Annotated in this window: 16 protein-coding genes; 7 read left to right on the top strand and 9 right to left on the bottom strand. The window is 50.3% G+C overall.

Features of this window, described 5'->3' with window-relative positions; translation table 11 throughout:
* Positions 1-83 precede the first annotated feature (83 nt).
* The 9 genes from Q4E40_RS01430 to Q4E40_RS01390 all read right to left on the bottom strand — a co-directional run bounded on the left by Q4E40_RS01430 (position 84) and on the right by Q4E40_RS01390 (position 11,587).
* On the bottom strand, positions 84-4,550 hold the full coding sequence (locus tag Q4E40_RS01430; RefSeq protein ID WP_303409619.1) for a DUF7619 domain-containing protein: 4,467 nt from the start codon (positions 4,548-4,550) through the stop codon (positions 84-86).
* Positions 4,551-4,670: 120 nt separating this feature from the next.
* Positions 4,671-5,177, bottom strand: a complete 507-nt coding sequence (locus Q4E40_RS01425; protein WP_303409618.1) for a GNAT family N-acetyltransferase — start codon at positions 5,175-5,177, stop codon at positions 4,671-4,673.
* Between the two features lie 33 nt (positions 5,178-5,210).
* Positions 5,211-6,098, bottom strand: a complete 888-nt coding sequence (locus Q4E40_RS01420; RefSeq protein ID WP_303409617.1) for a dienelactone hydrolase family protein — start codon at positions 6,096-6,098, stop codon at positions 5,211-5,213.
* 65 nt (positions 6,099-6,163) lie between these two features.
* Positions 6,164-6,565 carry a hypothetical protein gene (locus tag Q4E40_RS01415; RefSeq protein WP_303409616.1) on the bottom strand — a complete coding sequence of 134 codons (402 nt, stop codon included), beginning with the start codon at positions 6,563-6,565 and terminating at the stop codon, positions 6,164-6,166.
* A 240-nt stretch (positions 6,566-6,805) separates the two neighbouring features.
* Positions 6,806-7,267, bottom strand: coding sequence for a hypothetical protein (locus Q4E40_RS01410; protein ID WP_303409615.1), 462 nt, complete (start codon positions 7,265-7,267; stop codon positions 6,806-6,808).
* A 90-nt stretch (positions 7,268-7,357) separates the two neighbouring features.
* Positions 7,358-7,798: a hypothetical protein gene (locus Q4E40_RS01405; protein WP_303409614.1), complete on the bottom strand. Its 441-nt coding sequence runs from the start codon at positions 7,796-7,798 to the stop codon at positions 7,358-7,360.
* 397 nt (positions 7,799-8,195) lie between these two features.
* A complete protein-coding gene (locus Q4E40_RS01400) occupies positions 8,196-8,831 on the bottom strand; it encodes a phosphatase PAP2 family protein (RefSeq protein ID WP_303409613.1) in 636 nt (211 codons plus the stop codon).
* A 52-nt stretch (positions 8,832-8,883) separates the two neighbouring features.
* The gene (locus Q4E40_RS01395) at positions 8,884-10,239 is read right to left on the bottom strand and encodes a sensor histidine kinase (RefSeq protein WP_303409612.1); all 1,356 of its coding nucleotides are present in this window, start codon (positions 10,237-10,239) and stop codon (positions 8,884-8,886) included.
* The gene (locus Q4E40_RS01390) at positions 10,229-11,587 is read right to left on the bottom strand and encodes a sigma-54-dependent transcriptional regulator (protein WP_303409611.1); all 1,359 of its coding nucleotides are present in this window, start codon (positions 11,585-11,587) and stop codon (positions 10,229-10,231) included. Before Q4E40_RS01390 ends, Q4E40_RS01395 begins: the two co-directional genes overlap by 11 nt.
* Before the next feature lie 233 nt (positions 11,588-11,820).
* Here Q4E40_RS01390 and Q4E40_RS01385 point away from each other — a divergent pair, with 233 nt between their 5' ends.
* The 7 genes from Q4E40_RS01385 to Q4E40_RS01355 all read left to right on the top strand — a co-directional run bounded on the left by Q4E40_RS01385 (position 11,821) and on the right by Q4E40_RS01355 (position 20,635).
* Positions 11,821-14,241, top strand: coding sequence for an ABC transporter permease (locus Q4E40_RS01385; RefSeq protein WP_303409610.1), 2,421 nt, complete (start codon positions 11,821-11,823; stop codon positions 14,239-14,241).
* 360 nt (positions 14,242-14,601) lie between these two features.
* Positions 14,602-17,052: a TonB-dependent receptor gene (locus Q4E40_RS01380; protein ID WP_303409609.1), complete on the top strand. Its 2,451-nt coding sequence runs from the start codon at positions 14,602-14,604 to the stop codon at positions 17,050-17,052.
* A gap of 177 nt (positions 17,053-17,229) precedes the next feature.
* Positions 17,230-17,796, top strand: a complete 567-nt coding sequence (locus tag Q4E40_RS01375; protein ID WP_303409608.1) for an RNA polymerase sigma factor — start codon at positions 17,230-17,232, stop codon at positions 17,794-17,796.
* The gene (locus Q4E40_RS01370; protein WP_303409607.1) at positions 17,793-18,608 is read left to right on the top strand and encodes a HEAT repeat domain-containing protein; all 816 of its coding nucleotides are present in this window, start codon (positions 17,793-17,795) and stop codon (positions 18,606-18,608) included. The genes Q4E40_RS01375 and Q4E40_RS01370 overlap by 4 nt, the downstream gene beginning before the upstream one ends.
* A gap of 4 nt (positions 18,609-18,612) precedes the next feature.
* Positions 18,613-19,482: a DUF4097 family beta strand repeat-containing protein gene (locus Q4E40_RS01365; protein ID WP_303409606.1), complete on the top strand. Its 870-nt coding sequence runs from the start codon at positions 18,613-18,615 to the stop codon at positions 19,480-19,482.
* 45 nt (positions 19,483-19,527) lie between these two features.
* The gene (locus Q4E40_RS01360; protein ID WP_303409605.1) at positions 19,528-20,343 is read left to right on the top strand and encodes a DUF4097 family beta strand repeat-containing protein; all 816 of its coding nucleotides are present in this window, start codon (positions 19,528-19,530) and stop codon (positions 20,341-20,343) included.
* An 85-nt stretch (positions 20,344-20,428) separates the two neighbouring features.
* The gene (locus tag Q4E40_RS01355) at positions 20,429-20,635 is read left to right on the top strand and encodes a hypothetical protein (RefSeq protein ID WP_303409604.1); all 207 of its coding nucleotides are present in this window, start codon (positions 20,429-20,431) and stop codon (positions 20,633-20,635) included.
* The last annotated feature ends 49 nt before the right edge of the window (positions 20,636-20,684 follow it).

Genomic DNA, 20,684 nt, shown 5'->3' with positions numbered 1-20,684 from the left:
TAAGTATAGCCCCTATAATTTAAAAAAACGGAGCGGCCGCTTAGGTAGAACTAAGCGGCCGCTCCGTTTTAGGTTCGCTACGTTTACAGCACTGTCAGCTTTTTGGTGATCGTGCCGCGTTCGGTCTGGATCTGCAGGAAATACAATCCTGGCTTTGCATTTGCTAAGTTGATGTCCACTGCCTCGGGTCTTGGCCCGGTGATGTGCATCTGGTGCAGGCGCTTGCCCAGCGCGTCGTATACCTCCATCTGCTGCACGTCGAAGTCGGCATGGCGCAGGCTGACGTTGAACTGCCCACTGTTCGGGTTGGGGTAGACGCTGATGGCCTCGGCCGGGGCCAGCTCCTCCACCACAAAATCCACGCTGCTGCGGGCCTGGCCGCCGTAGCCGGTGATGGTCACTTTGCCGGTGCTGGCTCCCCGCGGCACGCGCACTTTATACTTGTTGCCGGCGCTTTCCAGCACCAGGGCTTCCTTTCCGTTAAAGATGATCTTGTCCTGCAGGCCCATGATGCCGAAGTGCTTGCCGGTGATCTCAACCACGGTGCCCACTTTTCCTTTGGTAGGTTGCATGGCGGTGAATCTCGGACTCGGAATGACTTCGAAGTTAGTAGCAGAAATGGCCTTGCCCCCGGGCGTTTCCACGGAGAGCAAGCCCGTCTCGGCCTGCTCCGGCACACGCACGGTCAGCTGTTGTGTGCTGGCTTCCAGTACCTCGGCCATTGCCGTACCGAAGCGAACCTTATTGCGGGTTTTGTCCGCGGCAAAATTATCCCCCGTGATGGTGATGCTGGCGCCTACAATATCAGTGTTCTTGCTCAGGCTTGTAATGCTAGGGGCATACCACACGGTATAGGCAGAGCTACTCAGGGCCTCGCCGCCTTTGGTGTTGATCTGGAAAACGTCTGTCGTAGCATCTGCCGGCACACGCACTGTCACCGCTTGACTGTTGCTGCTGAGGATCTCACAGTTCAGCTCGCCCAGTTTGATGCCCTCGATTAGTTCGGTTTGCAGATGCTCCCCCGTGAGTATCACCGTCTGGCCCACCAGGCCCTCGACCGGGCTGAAGGAGGCGAGCACAGGCGGCTGGTATACCTGAAATTTAGTCGTGGAAGTCACACCGCCGTCTGGGGTAATGACCTGCAAGGCGCCAGAAGTTGCGCCAGCCGGAACAAGCACTTTCAACTCGGTGGCCGAGGAACTCACCACAGTGGCCACCTTGCCCTCGAAGTACACCTTGTTGTCGGCAGGCACAGATGCAAAGCGCTTGCCTGATATGGTGACCTCGCTGCCGAACTTACCAGCACTAGGGACAAAGGCTGCTATACCTGGCGTGGCCAGCACATCCTCTAGGTTTACGCGCACCGCTTCATTGATTACCGGCGGCATGTCAAAGATGCGATTCTGGGTGACGTTAGTGCGGATCGGCGAGTTGAAGTCGAAGAAGATGTCGGCAAAGTTCTCCACCAGGGTTTTCTCCGCGAGGTCCACTTTTGGCTTGATGCTGAACTGGACGTAGCCGTGACTGCCGGGCTCATTTGCCGTGGAGTCGGGCAGCATGATGTTGTCGAAGGTCCAGGTCAGTACTGGTTGCCCCTTGCCTGAAACCTCCACGCGGCTCGGGTGGGAGGTGGCCCCCAACTGCAGCGTGCTCAGGTCCAGATGCTCGGAGAGTGTGTCCACCACCACGATGCGGTAGGCCACATCGGTGCCTGTGTTCTGGAAGCGGATTTTGTATTTGAGAGCCGTGTTCGTCGGGGTATAGAACTCTTCGGTGCGGCCCACGGGCGTGACCAGCTTGTCGTTGGGGTCGTAGGAGTCGGTGATCGGCATGCACTCCTCCGACTTCTCGGCCTCCTCGTCGTCGGTAGGCAAGAGGTTGACCATCCCTGTGCTTACCGAACTTGCCGCCTCGCTGGGGCAGCCCTCGATGGTGACGCTGGCCGTGGTGTTGTCGCCGTTGCCGTCTGGCTGGTCGGCCTCCAGGCGCCAGGTATAGCCCAACGAGGGCACCCACAGCACGAGGCTGTCGCCGGCTGCCAGGCGGAACTGCTCCTGCGATGCTAGTTCACCGTTCGCAAACTTGCGGAACAACTCGTGCTGGTCCATGTCGGCAGTGCCGGTGTTGCGCACCACAAAGCGGATCATGCCCAATTCGGCATTACAGCGGCCAGTGATGGAAACGGTCGGGGTGGGTTCAGCCGGTTTGTTGTTGGAGGGTGTGATCCAGGCGCGGGTACATACCGTGCGGCCCCGCACCGACTCGTCGCCGCAGGTGACAATGTCCCGGATGGTGATCGTGCCGCTCTGGCCTCCTGACAAATCGCCTACTGAAAATTCATATGTGCCGTTCGACAAAAGGGTATAGGGCTTGTCGGCCGAGAGGAGTGCCACTTCGCCGGGCAGCTGCAGGTATACCTTCGCGTCTGGGGCAGTGGCAAATCCGGAATTGATGTAATGCACAGTCGTCGTGCTTTCGAAGCAGCGGCGACGGCGGGTAGAGGACACGCTGACGGAAAGATAGGGGGAGAGGGCGACGCGGTTGCCGAAGTTAATGGCATCGACGATTTCGCCTGCTCTGGTAATAGCTACATTCTTAAGTTCCCCAGGCTGCGGACAGGTAGCGCTTATTTTTCTGCCAATCTGGTCTGGCAGGATCGTCTGAAGTGAGTAATTGCCCGGATCTACTTTAAGTTGGTACCTGCCATCCGCACGCGTTACCCCATAAACAGGACCTGGCATGGCCTGCACCACAATACCAGCAAGCGTCTGTTCAGATGTATCCAGGGTACAGTTGCTGTTTGTGTCATGATACACAAATCCTGTGATAAGGCTTTTAGGTTCCTGATAATCAGAAGATTGGTAGATAGTAAAAGTGTTGGCATAACGGCCTCCCAAAATCAGCCGGGAACCACTTCTGTTAGCCGAAACATAATCCAAACTTCTTTTCTCCTCATGCTGAAGCTCCCCTTTAGCATTAAAAATTTGAAAAAGTCCTGCAATGTTCGAGGCTACGTAGATGTTGCCTTTGCCATCCAGTGCAAGATCACTGTCCACATCCCATGATATATAGCTGGAACTGTACTTGCCAAACTCGCGGATGAATTTACCGGTGGCATCAAATTGCTGAATGCGTGTTCCCTTGTAATCGAGTACATGAATAATTCCAAGCAGGTCGACAGCGACAGCCTGGGGCACCCAAAGTTGGCCTGGACCTGGACCCCTGCTGCCAATTTTTGTGATGAATTTTCCTTGGGGGCTTATTTTGCGGACTACTCCGCTGTAATAGTCCGTCACATACATATTCCCTGCAGCGTCATGTGCAAGGTCTGTAAAATAGTTTTCCGAATTTGCATCACCAAAATCAGTGAAGCGCTGCTGAAATTGTCCTTTGCTGTTAAACTTGAAGATGGCATTGCCAGCGTTCCCGTGTTTGTAACTATTGAGGACGTAGATATTTCCAAAGATGTCAACGGAAATAGCACTGGGAGCTGAAATGCTCCAACCTGAACCTGCGTATCCAAATTCCATGACAACCTCACCCTCATGATCGAACTTCGTTACCTTACCGGTAGAGTTTATAATGTAAATGTTGTCATCTTCATCCAGAGTAATTTCCTTTGGTGACCATTCTCTTCCCCACGAGTCCAGGTATTGCCCTTTTTTATCATAAAGAAATATTTGACTGTTGCCGATTTGATGGCTTTGATCAACTATCAGGATATTGCCTTCGTGATTAACGGTTATCAAATGACTTGATCCCATTAAGCGTCCGGGCCCAGAGTCCAGAATAGATTTAGTTTCAAAGTTTCCGTTCGCGTCAAACACAAGGAAGCCTTTGTAACCATAACCATTTATTAGGTTGTCAAACACATACACTTGCCCCGTTTTCTTGTCTACATCAAGCTGAACCGGACCATTCAGCCTGGTGCCGACATCCTCGCTGTTGCCAAATACCAGTAACTGCTCACCCTGGGGAGAGTACTTGATGATTCTTTTATTTGGAACGTCAAGCGCGAATAAATTGTCGTGTGCATCCAGGCTAATGCTGCCGGTAACAAGCGGAATTTCCTGCAGGAAATTCCCCTCCTTGTCAAACTTTTGAATTCGGCCGTTTCCGCTGTCCGCTACAAAAATTTCTTCCTTGGAGTTTACTTTAATATTATTCGGATAACTGAATTGGCCCGGCCCTTTCCCCCTTGTTCCGATCTCAAAAAGCAGCTTCCCCTCCTTGTTGTATTTAGAAAGTTTTGAGACGGAATAGCTGAGTGCATATAGATTGCCTTTTGCGTCGAAAGCTATTCTATAGCTATTATAACCCCTGAAATCTATGTCGCATAAGGGATCCTTATGAATAACCCTGCCTTCGGGAGTAAACTTTTGCAACTTTTGGTGAGGTAGGTATATGTTTCCCTCGGAGTCAACTGCAATGTCGTTCTCCAGACCTACCGTTATCCCTACTTTTTGGTAAAGATCAAAGTTGGCAATCTGGGCATTAGATTGGATGCAGATGAAGAAAAAAGAAATTAGCAGCAGTAAAGTTGTTCTCATAGGCTGAAAAAGGGTAGATGATACTGGTGTAAATATAACTATTAAAGCATATATACCTAGCTGTTAATACATAAGCTTGTTACGCTTTTCCGCTAGTTGCCTTGTGTTATACCACTGCCATTACGCCGGCCGCCTCACCGCATAGATCAACTCATCCTGGTATTCCCCATTCTTATAAAAGGTCTTTTCCAGTTTCGCCTCCAGCACAAAACCAGCTTTCTCGAGTGCCCGCTGCGAGCCGATGTTGTACCCAAAGGGCCGGGCGTAAATCCGCGTGATATCCAAGTTTGCAAAGCCGTAGTCCACCATTTGGCGAATAGCCTCCGTGATGATGCCTTCGCCCCAGAAAGGCTCGGCCAGCCAATAACCCATTTCGGCATTTTTTCGGTAGATGTCCTGCTGTGGATGTAACCCTATACCTCCGGCGGCTTCGCCTTCGACCTCGATCGCCAGAATGTTGGGCGGGTTACTTTGGTTTGCCATTTCTATAAATGCCCTGCCTTTCTCGTAAGTATAGGGATGCGGAAAAACATCCGCCATGTTGCGGGCTATGTTAAAATTGTCAGCATACCGCACCAGACTGTCGAGGTCCTTTATGGTCCATGGGCGTAGTTTGAAGTTGATCATTTGCCTGCTTTAGGTATAGCCCGTTGTAAATCGTTATTTCAGGTACTGATTGAAAAAATCGACAGTGCGTTGCCAGGCCAGTTCAGCTGCTGCTTTATCGTAGCGCGGCGTGGTGTCGTTGTGGAAGCCGTGGTTGCTGCCTGGGTAGAAGTGGGCGGTGTACTTCTTGTTGTTCGCTTTCAAAGTCGCTTCGTAAGCTGGCCAGCCTTCGTTTACGCGGTCGTCGTGCTCGGCGTAGTGTAGCAGGAGGGGGGCTTTGATCTGTGGCACATCCTCCACCGGCGCCTGCCCGCCGTAAAACGGAACGGCTGCCGCCAAATCAGGTATACGCACAGCCATCATGTTCGAGATCCAGCCGCCAAAGCAGAAGCCCACGACTCCGTCTTTGCCATTGCAATTCTTGTGTTTTTTGAGGTAGTCGTGCGCTGCTATGAAGTCCTCGAGCATTTCGTTGCGGTCGCGTTGGCTCTGCAAGGTACGGCCTTCGTCATCGGTACCCGGATAGCCGCCCAGCGGAGTGAGGGCATCCGGTGCGAGTGAGATAAATCCGGCCAGGGCCGCTCTACGGGCCACATCCTCGATATGCGGATTGAGTCCCCTGTTTTCATGCACAACCACGATGCCTCCGAGTTTTTTCTTCGCCTTAGCCGGCATCGAGAGGAGCGCCCTTATCGGTCCCCCACCTTTGGGAGACTGGTAGGTGATATACTCCGAAATGATGCGCGGATCGTTAGCTGCCAACTGAACTTTGTTCTGGTAATCCGGCATCAGAAAGCTTGTGAGCGAACCAACCGTTAGCCCACCCACCGCATAGATCGAGAGCTTCTGCATGAAATCCCGCCGGTTGATGCGGTTGTGGGCATAGTCGTCGTACAGGTCAAACACTTCCTGCTTGATGTCTTCTTTCTTGATCTCGTCCATAGGGGCTGGGTTTTGTTGATTAGTTTGAGAGAAGTACGTTTGTTATATACAGAGCTTCTAAGCTATTACTTTGAAGTATCGGATTTTTGAATTTTAAACTTTTCTTTTACCACCCCTTCATGCATATGCCTGTTTCCCAGTATTAAAACCCCTCCGGTCTCAAATGAATAACTCAGCTCATAAGTGGGAAAGGAGGGATCAGCAGGATTCAAGCGGGTTATTTGGAGGGTGCTGTCATTTAACTTCACAAAGCTGCCTTGCAGAGAATAGAAACCATCTGATGGATATTTCTTGAAAAATTTCTTGTCAGAAGTGAATTCGATCTCTATACCGGATTTCGCTGGTTGCCAGTATAGTGGCCCACCCCAATGGTCATTCGCATATACCTGGTTTAGTGTCCATTTACCTAAGATATCAGTAGGAGCAGGGGTTTCATCCTTGTTATTTGAACAAGAAGCTATTGTCAATGCTATGATTGAGATTAATAAAGCAAAGCATTTCCCCATTTCTATGTTATTTAGCCCGTGGTATTGAAAAAGCTGATTCGTTACTCTTATTTTTCATAAGGTGTTAACTCTTTAATGATTGACCCAGAAAATGCTGTTTCAGTTGCATTGGTTTATTATTTAGTGGATAACGGTCTCGTACAGGCAACGCTTGAGGCATTAGCCGAACATGCTGCCTGTGCTGTTTTGGCAGATGTATTTTTAGATTATGTCCAGTACGACCGATTCAAAAACTGTCCAAGGCTTAACCTTTTTTGTTCTGGTGCATAAATTTGTGGTCAAGAACTCGTCCGTTTTTTTGTCTATAAATTGCCGTGTTAACATAGTGTCCCAGTTGTAGGCATACACAATATAGCTTTCACCTAAATTAAAGTAATTACCGCAATCAGCGCCACCACCTGTAGTAGTGATAGTGATAGGCTCTTTTGTCTTTAGTCCTTTATACCTGTTTATGACTTCAAATTTGAATTCATAACGGCTATATTCCGCTGCTTTCCCTGCCGTTGTTTGTTCTGTTGTTTTAATCTCTTTTACTTCAATTACCTTTCCCTTGAATACACTATCGGATCTTTTGAAATTCTTAAATATAGACACTCTGCCACATGAACAAGCTATGGCTGTATTGAGAGAGAGCGTTAGTAATAAGAGTAAAGTGAGTTTCATTTTATTATATATTCCTACAACGTTACTCGTGCATAATGTGGGGAGGCGTAGCCGAACCTAAATTATGAACTTTGTTGGCAGAAGGAATTTTTAATTTTCTTTAGCAATTTGATATATGTAATCAACCAGTTTATCAACTTCGCTATTTTCATATTCCAAAGGTTCGATCAACCCGACAGCATAGTCTCTTACTTTATCTCTGCTCCAGCCTGCTAATGTGCTAAGTGTTGAGTCAGAGAGATGCTTTAGTCGATTTGCTATTGCTTTGCCTGTAATGCTATCAAATTTGTAAACTGACATTTTTAACCAGTCTTCAACTACATCAGCACGCCCTTCTTCCTTGAAGTTTTCAATTACTTCTTCTCTCGCTTTTATCAGAAGGCTTGTTAAAAGTGGGCTGCCAGCAAATTCATTTAAGTCATAGCTGTCTATCTGGTCAGAGAACTTGACCTTCGCCAGTAACTTTTGAAGTGCGTAGACTTCGTTTTTATCAGCTATAACCATTTCTTTTATAATCTTTCTTACTGCCAACTAGTTGCTAAACGGAAGTCTATTCGGCTTATCTGCACTATGTGTGGAGTGCCACAGCAATTGCTTCAAAACCTGATCGCTTCCATAGTGCTTTACTAATATAGTGCTTTCACCGCAACTCTCCAACTGACTCATTATTTTTCCAGCACGAGGCTAACCATAGAGGTAAAGATTTTGTAAATCAAGTGATTAGGGTGGATTAGTAGTTTTTCCCCTGAGTGGAATCAACATTTTCTATCGCCAGGAAATAGCCAGAATGATGGGCAACGAATCTAGGAAGAGTCTTTAAGGGTTTATAAACGCAACTATACGTTTCAAAAAACGGATGTTGGTAGCATCGGAGCAGCATTTAGCTGGCTGGAGCTGACAGGTAACCCCTTAAAGACGACTGCTATACCTAGCGCACGATCCTTAAATTCCGGCCCCACCTAAACAAGGTATAGAACTGCTCCCGGTGTTTCCGGAAGGTGTAGGTAGAGAGGAAGTCGGCGGTTGATCCGAGTAGCATGGAGCCGAGCACGTCGCTGGGGTAGTGCACACCCAGGGCCAGCCTGGAATAGGCAACGAGCAAGGCCCAGGTCACGATAAGGCTGCGCAGGGCTGGGTTGCGGAACATCAGCACAAGCACGACGGCTGCTGTAAACGCATAAGCCGTGTGGCCGGAAGGAAAGGAGGGACTGCTGGCCTCCGCAAGCTGCTCAATGGTATCGTGCGTCACAAAGGGGCGGGGGCGATCGACCGTATACTTCAACAAGCCGATAAACAGAATGTTGAGCCCCATGGCAAATACATACTGGTAGGCCTTCAGCTTGAGCGATACCATCCGCCTGAAATGCCCCGCCAGGTATAGGCAAATTGGTACCAGGGCACCAAGTCCGTAGGCGGTAATTGTCAACGTGAGCAGCAGGAAGTCCAGGTCTGTTGCCCGGCTGCCATTCAGCAGCTGCAGTGTGGCCAGGTCCAGATTGGCAAGGGTTTCGAAGAGGGTGGCAGTAAGGAGGAGCAAAAGTGCAGGATGCTGGAGCAGGAACATGAGTATGCGTTAATTCTTTTATTTCTGCTTCCTATACGTGACCTTTTCAATTTCATTGCCCGAAACGCAGCATAAAAGTGGTGCCCTCTCCCGGAGCCGACTGTACCTGTATGGTTCCCCGGTGCAACAGCACGATCTGCTTACATAGACTCAGGCCGATGCCGCTGCCTTGCTTGCGCGTGCTAAAGAAAGGTATAAAGATTTTCTCCTGTACTTCCTGAGACATGCCGATGCCATTGTCCATGACCTTGATGACCGTTTTATCGTCCGGAGAGGTATAGGCAGCCAGCGTTATCTGCGGAGCCGGCACAGTTTTCACCGCTTCCATGGCATTCACCAGCAGGTTGATGAGCACCTGATCGAGCAGGGTAGGGTCGGCATGCAGCGAAATGTAAGGATTGGCCAGGTTCGTTTCCAGCTGTATACCCTTTTGCGCCAGGGTTGGCTGCATCAGGCGCTGCAGGTTGGCGAAGAGGTCTTTTACAGATACCGTGTCCAGGTTCAGTTTGGTGATCCTGTTCAGATTCCGGTAGGTTTCGGCAAAGCGCAGCAACCCTTCGCTTCGTTGCTTGATCGTGCCTATACCTACCTCCAGGTCCTCCAGGTCTTCTGAAGTTATACCTGTGGGCCGGGTTTCCTGCAGGCGGTTTTTCAGGGTGTCGGCCAGGGAGGAGATGGGGGCGACCGAGTTCATAATCTCGTGCGTGAGCACGTTCAGCAGCTTCTGCCAGGCCTGTGACTCCGTCTCATCCAGCGCTTCGTTCACGTTCTGGAAGGCAACCAGTTTATACCTGTTCCCTTCGTTTTGCAGGGCTGTGGCGGAGAGCAGCACTTTGGTGGTGTGCTTCTCGAAATGGGTGGTATGCGCGGTTGCGATGCGGGTATGGCCGGGCTCCAGGCCAAGTATGGCTTCGTACAGCGCCTTATCCCGCTTGGACAGGTAATGGATCGTTTTCATGAAGGGCACATGCAGCAGCTTGCGGAGCGATTCGTTCATGAGCACCACTTCCCCGTTCTCCATGTTGTAGGACAGAATACCGGTTTCCACCAGTTCCATCACTTTCTGCAGGTTATGGTACTGGGTTTCTTTCTCGAGCGTGATGGTTTTAAAAGTGGAGTTGATCTCGTTGAAGCCCTTGCGGAGTGGCTGCAACTGGGTATAGGCCTGCTGCACATCAAAATGCCGGGAAAAGTCACGGTAATGTACTGACTGGATAAACTGATTGAATTCTGTCTGCGTTTTGCGCAAAAAGCGTAGCAGGTCCAGTACCTGAAAAACAAATACAGGCAGCCAGAACACCAGCGCCTCCGACCAGCCCTGGGCCACGACAAAAGCTGGGATGCTCATGGTGATAAGCAACAGCATTATCCGGGCAATCAGCGCCCACTCCAGGTTCCTAAAGCCCATACTTGTTCATGCGCCGGTAAAGGGCCGTTCTGGTGATGCCGAGTTCCTTGGCGGTCCGGGTCAGGTTGCCGTTGTGCAACTGCAGCACTTTGTTGATCGTCAGTTTCTCGAGTTCCTCCAGATTGGTGCCGCGCTCCAGCGCTTCGCCGGCCGGTGCTGCCTCTATGGGCGAAAATAGAATATCATCAGCATCCAGCAGCGCGTCATCGGCCATGATGACAGCCCTTTCAACGGCATACTGCAGCTCCCGCACATTGCCGGGGAAGTGGTAGTGCAAGAGTTTGTCCTGAGCCGCCTTGCTGAGTTCCGGTACCGGTTTCATGTATTTGTGGGCATATACCTGGGCAAAGTGCGTCGCCAGCAGCACAATGTCCTTTCCTCTCTTGCGAAGCGGGGGTATCAGGATCTCCACCGTGTTGATGCGGTAGATGAGGTCCTTCCGGAATCGCGACTCGTTGGCGAGTTCGCTCAGCGGAACGTTGGTAGCGCAGAGCAGGCGCACGTCGACAGGCACCGGCTCGTTGGCGCCCACCCGGATCACCTGGCGGTTCTGTAGCACGCTCAGCAGCTTCGACTGCTGGTGCAGCGAGATGTTGCCAATTTCATCCAGGAAGATGGTGCCGCCCTGCGCAGCTTCAAAACGGCCGGCGCGGTCTTCGCGGGCATCTGTAAACGCCCCTTTTTTGTGCCCGAACAGTTCGCTCTCGAACAGCGAGTCGGTGAGCGCGCCCACGTCCACTTTTACAAAGGGCTTGCCGGCCCGCAGCGACTGCTCGTGAATAGCCTTCGCCACCAGTTCCTTACCGGTGCCATTCTCACCCAGAATCAGGATATTGGCATCGGTGGGGGCAATTTTTTTTATCTTGAGCTTGATGTCCTGCATCACATCCGACTCTCCCAGCAGCTCCAAGTCGCTGGAGGGAATGCCTGTGCCGGAGACCATCGCTTTGCTGCCGTTTGCCTTTTGGCCCACCGCATGGGTAATGGTGCTCAGCAGCTTCTCGTTGTGCCAGGGCTTTACTACAAAATCGAAAGCACCTTCCTTTAGCGACCTGATAGCCAGATCGATTTCACCATAGGCCGTGATCATGATGACAGCCACTTCCGGTCGCAGTTCCTTTATTTTCTGAAGCCAGTACAGGCCTTCGTTGCCAGTATGGATGGCACTTTTAAAGTTCATGTCCAGCAGGATGGCATCGAAGCTGTGCTGCCTGAGCAAAGCGGGGAGCTGTTCCGGGTTCTTTTCCGTCATTATCTCCCTGACCTGCGGCCGGAGCAACAGGCGAACCGCCGTGAGCACATCGGCATCATCATCCACAATCAGTACGGAAGCCTTTTTTAGCAGCATAAGCAGAAATAGTAATAGTAGCTAAATAAACTATAATTATGCCATTAATACAACTCCCTGATTAAGAAGCGGAAACAGCTTTCTTTGCAAAACACCTGCGGGCGAAATCGCACACCTGCTGCACGGAAATGTACGTGGCTATAGTATGTATTGATTGTAAGTGTCTGATAATTAGCAGCATGCATTTATGGCATATGCTCTGTATTTAGTCGGGTAGATAAAAATTGCGCTGTATGTTCAGAAACTATTTCAAAACCGCCTATCGGAATTTATTAAGGCACAAAGGCTTTTCCTTTATCAACATAGCAGGGCTGGCCCTGGGCATTACCGCCTGTCTGCTTATTGGCCTGTTTGTGCACGATGAACTGCAGTACGATAAGTTTCTGCCGGAAGGGGAACAGGTATACCGTGTTTATAACCAACAGACCGGCGAAAACGGGGGCGATTTTATTGCCAGTGTACCGCCCATGTTTGGTACAACCCTGGAGCAGAGTATACCTGAAGTAGAGACGGTGGTCCGTATCTTAATGGTAACCTTTGACTCTAAAACGCTCATAGAGGTAGGGGAGAAGCAAATCTATGAAACCGGGATGTTCATTGCTGACCCCCAGTTCTTCGATATTTTCCAGCTCAAATTCAAATATGGCTCTCCCGAAAAGGTATTGGATGATCCTGCCTCAGTCGTCATTTCTGATAAATTTTCTGAAAGGGTTTTTGGAGATGCAAACCCCGTAGGTAAAGAGATTGCCCTGAACAAATCCACGCTCCTTGTAAAAGGGGTGTTTGAGAGCAACGACAAGTTTCATCTGCCTGTCAATTTTGTGCTGCCTATGAAGGCGGCCGATTTACCTGCCGAAAGGATGAAAAGCTGGGGCTGGCAGCAGTTTTATACGTATGTTAAGTTAAAAGAAGGATCAGATCCTGCGTTTGTGCAATCCAAATTCAGAGAGATTGTAGCGAAGCAGATCGACCCGGACAACAATAAGCCACATGATTACCTTCCTTTTCTGCAGCCACTGCGGGAGGTTTACCTGTACTCCGCCAGCTTTAAATACGACCAGTCGATCAGAGGCAATATAACTTATGTCAGAGCGCTTGGGGTTATAGCCATCTTCATCCTACTCATTGCCTGCTTCAACTTTGTTAACCTGGCCACTGCCAAGTCCATGCAGCGGGCCAAGGAAGTGGGGGTACGAAAAGCGGTAGGCGCCAGCAGGGGCCAGCTCATGTTGCAGTTTCTTTTTGAGACAGTCACGCTCACGCTGATCAGTGTTATCTTTTCTGCTGCACTCACCTCTTTGCTTCTGCCCTCCTTAAACGCATTCACAGGGAAGAGTATGAGCTTTAATGTCTTCACGGAACCATGGCTCCTTTTGCTATTGCTGGCATTAACACTTGTGGTTGGTTTTCTGGCAGGCATCTATCCCGCCATGGTGCTGTCTGGCTATAAGCCGGTTAGTGTTTTGAAAAGTGCCGTTGTGGTAGACAGTAAGCTGGGGAGAATCCAGTGGCTGCGGCACGGACTGATCGTTCTGCAGTTTGCCCTATCCATATTCCTGATCATAAGTGCCATGGTGGTGTATAAACAAGTGTCTTATCTGCACAACAAGGACCTGGGCTTCGACAAGGAACAGATCATGTTCTTCCAGATGCGGGGTGACAATATGTTCACCAACTACGAAACTTTTAAGAACGAGTTAGTGAAAGCCCCCGGAATCAAAAGCGCTTCCATAGGCTATGGTTTTCCGGGAGACGCCACAGCCGGAGATGGCATCATTGTTCCCAGAGATGGGGAGCAGATACGCCAACCCACAACCATCTTGATGATAGACTTCGATTACCTGAACACCCTCAATGTAAAAACAATAACGGGCAGGCCTTTTTCCAAAGCATATAAAACGGATGCAGATCATGCCTTCATGATCAACGAGACTGCCGTGAAGGAATTAGGCTACGGGACTCCGGAGAAAGCGATCGGTCAGACACTTTTATGGCCAACCTGGGATAACCAGGACTCCCTGAAGGAAGGCAAAATTATTGGGGTTGTAAAGGATTTTCACTTCAAGAGCTTGTATGATAAGGTAGACCCAACGGTACTGCAGATATACCCGGGAGCAAACATAAAAGTGGCCGTGAAAATGGAAGCGGAGAGTATGGCCAGCTCGATCGATCATGTAAAGGAAGTGTGGAGTAAATTTTCGCCTGAATACCCGATTGAATACATGTTCATGGATGACAACTTTGAGAAGATGTACAAGGCGGAGGATAAGTTAAAGTCGCTGCTCTGGATCTTTACAGGTATAGCCATTTTTGTGGCCTGCCTCGGGTTGTTTGGCCTGGCGGCCTACGCAGCAGAGCGCCGTAAAAAGGAGATAGGTATACGCAAGGTGATGGGCGCCGAAAACAAAGACATTGTGACGCTGCTTTCCAAAGAGTTTCTGATGCTGATCGTGGTTTCTGCGCTGCTCGCATTTCCGTTGGCCTGGTATGCCATGAGCACCTGGCTGGAGGACTTTGCCTACCGCATCGATATACCGGTATGGATATTTCTGGTGGCCGGGTTATTTGCGGCTGTTCTCGCCTTTGTTACCATCAGCTACCAGGCGCTGAAAGCGGCCATGGCTAATCCGGTGTCAAACCTGCGCTTCGACTGATTCGGTGACAAATGATGGAAGCGCCTCCGTTCATCGCATCATCAGGTATGCTTAGCGAGCGGGGGAGCTCTCTATACCTTATGCCTGCAAAAAAGAACAGGAAATTTTGTAACCTTCTCCAAAACCGGAGTTTCCTTTTGTGTACATCACCCGGGTGTTGCTCAGCCCTTGGCAGCCCCTGTGAAAAATAAGTTGAAAACCCTGTAAGGTTTTCGCGACCCGGTCGTCTCCCCTGTGGAGAGGTGCTGCAAGCTGGCGGATTTAATTTGGTGCGGATGCAACTGTGCAGCGGAATGTGTGTCTTTAGCTTACACCCCACGATTACAAAAGCGGAAAAATAAAATCACAATTCTTTAAACTATGAAAAAAAGTGTACTTTTTTTGATGGGAATGCTATGCCTTTTCCTATCCGTTTCAAGTGCCGCATGGGCACAGGAGGCAGGTAAAATATCGGGCACACTTTCCGACTCGCTGACTGGCAAGCCCATTGAGTATGCAACAGTTGCCCTGCTTCAGTCCGGCAATACGCAGGCATTGCAGAGCGCCCTCACCGATGCCAGAGGCCGCTTCTCCTTTTCGGAAGTAGCACCGGGCAATTATCAGTTGGCCATTAGTTTCCTGGGGTATCATAAGAAGTTCCTTAGTCAGGTGGCGGTCGGGGCGTCAAAACCGGAGGCTACTGTCGGGAACATCAGGCTGGTGCCCAGCACAACCCAGTTGAAGGAGGTAACGGTGGAAGCGCTCCGCCCCACCATCACCCAAGAAGCCGACCGCATGGTGGTGAGCATAGAAGGCACCGCGCTGGCAGCAGGCCGAACGGCTTATGATGTGCTGGCCACCTCGCCAGGCGTTTTTATAGACCAGGAAGGCAACATACAGCTCAACGGCAGGGCAGGGGTCACCGTCATGCTGGACGGAAAACTGACCTACCTCTCCGCACGTGATCTGCGCTCTTTGCTCGAAAGCATGTCGGCCGAGAATATCCGAAATATTGAGATCATCACGAACCCATCAGCGAAGTATGATGCGGAAGGTTCCTCTGGTATCCTCAACATTAACCTGAAAAAGAATACCGTGCAAGGTTTGAATGGCAGTGTGTATGCCGGAGGAAACTACAACTTTAAGCAGTACGGCTACAGTACAGGAGCCAGCGTTAATTACAAGACCGGACCGTGGAGTTCTTTCCTGAACCTGGATATGGCGCGGCGCGTCGGAGGGCGCGATGCCACCTTCACCCGTGTGTTCAAAGGCGATGAATCCTCTACATACTTCGACCAGGTGGCAGATGGCAATTTTAAGGTGGAAGGTCCGCCTGCTGTTCGCCTGGGAACAGACTACAGCTTTAACGACCTGCACAGCGTAGGCGTCATGGGTTACTATGCCACTAACCAGTTGCATGCTGACTTCCTGACAGAGACTTACATAGGGTCTGCGCCTAACCAGCCCACCCAGTTTATAGATGCGGACAATTTCAACCAGAACCGCTTTTCCAACAGAACGGCCAATCTGCATTACATGGGCAAGTATGACACCTTGGGTACGACACTCACCGCCGATCTGGACTTCGTCAAGATTAAGAACAGGGGAGACGCTGACTTCTACAACTACTACTACGATCTCAACAATCCGGGTGCCGTTAGGCAGGATTTTTTGTATACCAATACCCCTAACGAGTTCGATATTTATGCTGCCAAAGTAGATTTTACGAAACCGCTGGCGCAAGGGCGTAAGTTGGAGGTAGGAGCAAAAGCCAGCCGGGTGATATCCGACGCTGACTCCCGCTTTTTCTTTAATAACGCCGAAGTTCCGGTGCTGGATACCACGCGTACGAACCACTTTGTGTACGATGAGAACATTTATGCCGCCTATGTGAATTTCAACACCAAACTCACTGAACGTTTTAGCCTGCAGTCAGGCTTGCGAGCAGAGCAGACCCAGTCGAAGGGCGAGTTGCTAACCACGGGGGAGGTCACGAAGCGGAGCTATCTTAACTTTTTCCCGAGTTTGTTTCTGCAGCAGAAGGTGAGCGAGGACTACCAGATCAACTATAACTACAGCCGCCGCCTGCAGCGCCCGAATTACGGACAGCTAAATCCCTTTTTCGCCTACCGCGACCCTCATACCTACTGGCTGGGAAATCCAGACCTTAAGCCACAGTATACCAACGCGTTCAGCATTTCGCAGGTGTTCAAGAAAACTTACAACCTGACCCTAAGCTATCAGCACACGCAGGATGTTATTGTAGAGCTGGTCGCTATTGATCCTGAAACGGCCACCACCGTGTATTACATCGGCAACGCAGACGACTCTAAAAACCTGAGCCTGACAGCTAATGCGCCCTACAGTGTCATGAAAAACTGGGAGACGAACAACACGCTGACCGTGTCTTACAGCGAATACAATGTCGCGATCGACAAAGGGCAGACTGTAAATGACCAAGTGTCTTATATGCTGCAGTCTAACCATACCATCCTGTTACCTAAAAAAGTGAAGCTGGAGCTGAACGGCGTATACCAGGGGCCTAGTGTGTACGCCCTCTACCGTGCCGATGCGCGCTGGTGGTTGAATGTGGGGGTTAAGAAAAGCTTTATGGATGAGAAACTGGACCTGAGCATCAACGCCAACGATATTTTTGGAACGCAGCACCTGATCATTGGAGCTACGCTGGGCGAGGGCAACGTGAGTGACTGGGATCAATATTTCCGGCAGCGTAACATCGGATTTACCCTGCGTTACAAGTTTAGCAGTGGCGCTAAAGTAGAAGAGCGCCGCCGAAACAATCTGGAAGAATTAAACCGCACCGGCGGTTGATCGAAATATTGCTTGTTTGTAAAGGTGAGAATAAAGGGGCTTTCTGAGCCCCTTTATCTTTTAGGCGCAGGCAGTGCGCAGCAATTTTGCTCCTTTTGCGCAAAATAAGTGACAAAATACTGTAACTTTTCTTCAAACCGGAGTTTGTATAGATGAACACCAAAACAGCCTGCTCATTTGGAAATATTGACTGACAATGCTTTGATGCTCAAGGTAAAGTCTGGTGACCTTGACAAGCTTAGCCTCCTCTTTAAGCGGTATGGCAAAAGCCTGTATGGCTTCTATTTCCGCTTTACCCGGAATGCTGAGCTGAGCGAGGACCTGGTGCAGGATGTTTTTGAGCGGGTGCTCAAGTACCGCCATACCTTCCGGGGCGATGGCAAGTTTGTCACCTGGCTCTATCACCTGGCCCGCAACGTGCTGGCCGACCACATTAAAAAGGCAAAGAGAGCAGGCATTACCACCGACATTGACGAGAAGCAGGAGGTGCTGGCGGACCTGACGGTACCGGGCGAAGCGAAGCAGAAAGAGGAGCACCTGCTGCTGATGGAAATGGCCCTTGACCAACTGAGCCACGACAAAAAGGAGCTGCTCCTGATGAGCAAGCTGCAAGGGGTGAAATACAAAGACATTGCGGAAATGCACAACTGCACCGAAGCAAATGTGAAGGTTCGGGTGTTCCGGGCTATAAACGACCTCCGGGAGGTCTTTCTGAAATTACAGGCGAAAGGGATAAACATATGAACAGCGAGCGATACGAAGAACTGATCCTGGATTACCTGACAGGAAACCTAGATGAGGTGCAACAGCAGGAATTTGAAACCCTGGTGGCAACGGGCGCTATACCTGCTGCCGAGTTGGAAGCGACGCAGGCTGCCTACCAGGCTTTCCATACCTTGCCGGATCCGGAGCCAGGACCTGGGCTGGATGCGAAATTCAACCAGCTGCTGGCAACTGAGAAGCAGAAAGTAATGCCCTCGGGACCCGCTTTTTCCTGGGGCGACCTTTGGCAGCAGCTGAATATTTTTCTAAGCCCGGCGAAATTCGCCTATACCTTAGTCATCTTTTTTACCGGCTTTTTAGTGGCCTGGCTTGCCTTCTCACCCAAGCAGCGACAGCAGCAGCAGGACCCCGATGTAAAAATGCTGGCCACGGAGTTGAGCCAGATGAAGCAGGTCCTCTTTACGACATTAATCGATCAGCCGCTGGCGGTAGACAGGTTGCAAGCCGTGAATATCTCACAGGAGATGACGAATGCCGATAGCCGGGTGATAGATGCCTTGTTTAACTCCCTCAACAACGACCCTAACGTGAACGTGCGGCTGGCGGCTGTGGAGGCCCTGAAAAATCATACTTCAAAACCGGAAGTAAGGGCCGGGCTGATCCTGTCCATCAGCAAACAGGATTCGCCCATGGTACAGATCGCCCTGGCAGACCTGATGCAGGCCTTGCAGGAAAAAGAAGCAGTGCCACAGCTCAAGCAGCTCCTGCAGGATGAAAGCACCAACGAACTGGTGAAAGATAAAATCAAAGAGAGTATAAACGTCTTAATCTAAAACTATGAAAGTCATGAAATCCCTGGTGCTACTGTTTGCCTTCCTCTGTGTCAGCAGTGAACTGGTAGCTCAGGATCACACCGAAAAGATTGTAAAGGAGCTGCGCTTTAACCGCAAGTCACCTTCCAATGTGCTGAAGATCGAGAACATTAACGGCTTTGTGCATGTGGAAACGCATAACAGCGACAAGGTACTGATCGAAGTAGAGCGCATCATCAAGCCCAAAACAGCAGACGGCCTGGAAAAATCGAAAGAGCTGAGCCTGGAGTTTGAAGTGAGCGGCGACAGCATCATCAGTTATCTGAAGGCTCCTTACATCCAGTCGCACAGAACGGGCTCCTCCAATCGGGGAGTGAACATCACGGGAGAACTCGGATACAGATTCACGCATAATTTCACGATCAAGGTACCGCAGAACACCAATATCGCCCTCACCACGATCAACAACGGCGACGTGAAGATCAAAGACCTTACGGCCAGCTATATTCATGCTAACAATGTCAACGGATCGATCCTGCTGGATAATATTTCGGGAGACGTGGATGCCCAAACAGTGAATGGGAGCGTGGTGGCGAAATACCGCGAAAACCCAAAAAAGCAGGCGAGGCTGGAAACGCTGAACGGCAACGTTGAGTTGCTGTACCGTAAGTCGCTTTCAGCCACCATCAACTTCAGCGCTTTCAACGGCGACTTTTACACCGACCTGGAAGACCTGCAGCAACTGGCTCCGAAAGTAGAAAAAGTGAGCAATCGAAGTGGCGCCACTACCACCTACAAACTCGGCAAAGAATCAACTTATAAAACAGGGGCGGGCGCGGCCTCGCTGTATCTGAAAACCTTTAATGGAAAAGTAATTGTGAAGGCGCAAAGCTAAGCCACTCGTCCTGATCATATACATTAACAACAACTAAAAGAACCCATGAAACGCAACACCATCATTTTGATATTCTTGATGCTGAGCACCTCTTTATTTGCTCAGAGTACAACCGGAGAAGAAATTACGGTTCCGCTTACAAAGCCCAACGAGGCGGGTAGCCTGGAAGTCAGCCTGGTAACCGGCTCTATTACAGTGACCGGCACGAAGGGCAAAGAGGTGATCATAAAGGCTAGTGCAGGCGAAGGCCGGGTACGGGAACGTGAAGATGCCGGAGGTTTGAAACGCATACCGAACACCAATCTGGGCCTGACGATAACGGAGCAGAACAACCAGGTGAAGGTAAGCACTGAAGCGGTGACCAGGCAGGCCAACCTGGAGATACAAGTGCCTCAAAACTTTAATCTGCGGTTATCGACTGTTAATAGCGGCGACCTGGTTGTGCGCAATGTGAACGGAAACCTGGAGCTCTCCAACGTAAACGGCAGCATTCTGCTGGAGAATGTGTCAGGCAATGCGGTTGCCAACACAACGAACGGCAAGGTGAAAGCCAATATCCTGCGTTGGGATGGCAAGTCGCCAATGGCCTTTTCTACCCTGAACGGTAATGTGGATGTGACACTGCCGGCCAACTCGAAATTCAACACCAAGCTGCGATCCGACAGGGGAGAGGTATACACGGATTTTGAGATGACACGGGAGGCTGCACAGGCACAAGCAAAAACAGGAACCCGAAATGAGAAGGGCCTGTACCGGGTGAGCACCGCAGATTTTATCACGGGCAAGGTAAATGGCGGCGGGCCGGAGATCATGATCAAGAACATGAACGGCAACATTTACCTCCGCAAGGCTGCCAAGTAACCACCGGATGCAGGTATAGCTTTTGTGAAATTTTCCTATCTATTGGGCGCCTGTTCCCGTAAGCAAAAGGAAAAAAAGAACAACCATGAAAACCAATACATCAAAATCCACCAATCCTTTGAGCTACCTGATGGAAAATCCGGGCGAGATCATGAACGTAGTGAAGAATCCCGGCAAGTTCGGACTGGATACCTACAACGGCCTGGACACCAAACAGAAGCAGTATGTGCTTTTTGCTGTGGGTGCCGGACTAATCGGTTATGGTATCTATCTGGGTATGAACAAGAAGTAAGTGATTGGACGTCAACCTGCTGCGCAGATTTGCGTATACCTGGGTATAG

The organism is Pontibacter coccineus, assembly GCF_030546575.1.
GTDB classification, from domain to species: domain Bacteria; phylum Bacteroidota; class Bacteroidia; order Cytophagales; family Hymenobacteraceae; genus Pontibacter; species Pontibacter coccineus.
This window is presented reverse-complemented; position numbering and strand designations above follow the sequence as displayed.

Coding starts and splice junctions, on each gene's coding strand:
- Q4E40_RS01430 (WP_303409619.1), bottom strand. CDS start 4,550: ATGAGAACAACTTTACTGCTGCTAATTTCTTTTTTCTTCATCTGCATC.
- Q4E40_RS01425 (WP_303409618.1), bottom strand. CDS start 5,177: ATGATCAACTTCAAACTACGCCCATGGACCATAAAGGACCTCGACAGT.
- Q4E40_RS01420 (WP_303409617.1), bottom strand. CDS start 6,098: ATGGACGAGATCAAGAAAGAAGACATCAAGCAGGAAGTGTTTGACCTG.
- Q4E40_RS01410 (WP_303409615.1), bottom strand. CDS start 7,267: ATGAAACTCACTTTACTCTTATTACTAACGCTCTCTCTCAATACAGCC.
- Q4E40_RS01400 (WP_303409613.1), bottom strand. CDS start 8,831: ATGTTCCTGCTCCAGCATCCTGCACTTTTGCTCCTCCTTACTGCCACC.
- Q4E40_RS01395 (WP_303409612.1), bottom strand. CDS start 10,239: ATGGGCTTTAGGAACCTGGAGTGGGCGCTGATTGCCCGGATAATGCTG.
- Q4E40_RS01390 (WP_303409611.1), bottom strand. CDS start 11,587: ATGCTGCTAAAAAAGGCTTCCGTACTGATTGTGGATGATGATGCCGAT.
- Q4E40_RS01385 (WP_303409610.1), top strand. CDS start 11,821: ATGTTCAGAAACTATTTCAAAACCGCCTATCGGAATTTATTAAGGCAC.
- Q4E40_RS01380 (WP_303409609.1), top strand. CDS start 14,602: ATGAAAAAAAGTGTACTTTTTTTGATGGGAATGCTATGCCTTTTCCTA.
- Q4E40_RS01370 (WP_303409607.1), top strand. CDS start 17,793: ATGAACAGCGAGCGATACGAAGAACTGATCCTGGATTACCTGACAGGA.
- Q4E40_RS01365 (WP_303409606.1), top strand. CDS start 18,613: ATGAAAGTCATGAAATCCCTGGTGCTACTGTTTGCCTTCCTCTGTGTC.
- Q4E40_RS01360 (WP_303409605.1), top strand. CDS start 19,528: ATGAAACGCAACACCATCATTTTGATATTCTTGATGCTGAGCACCTCT.
- Q4E40_RS01355 (WP_303409604.1), top strand. CDS start 20,429: ATGAAAACCAATACATCAAAATCCACCAATCCTTTGAGCTACCTGATG.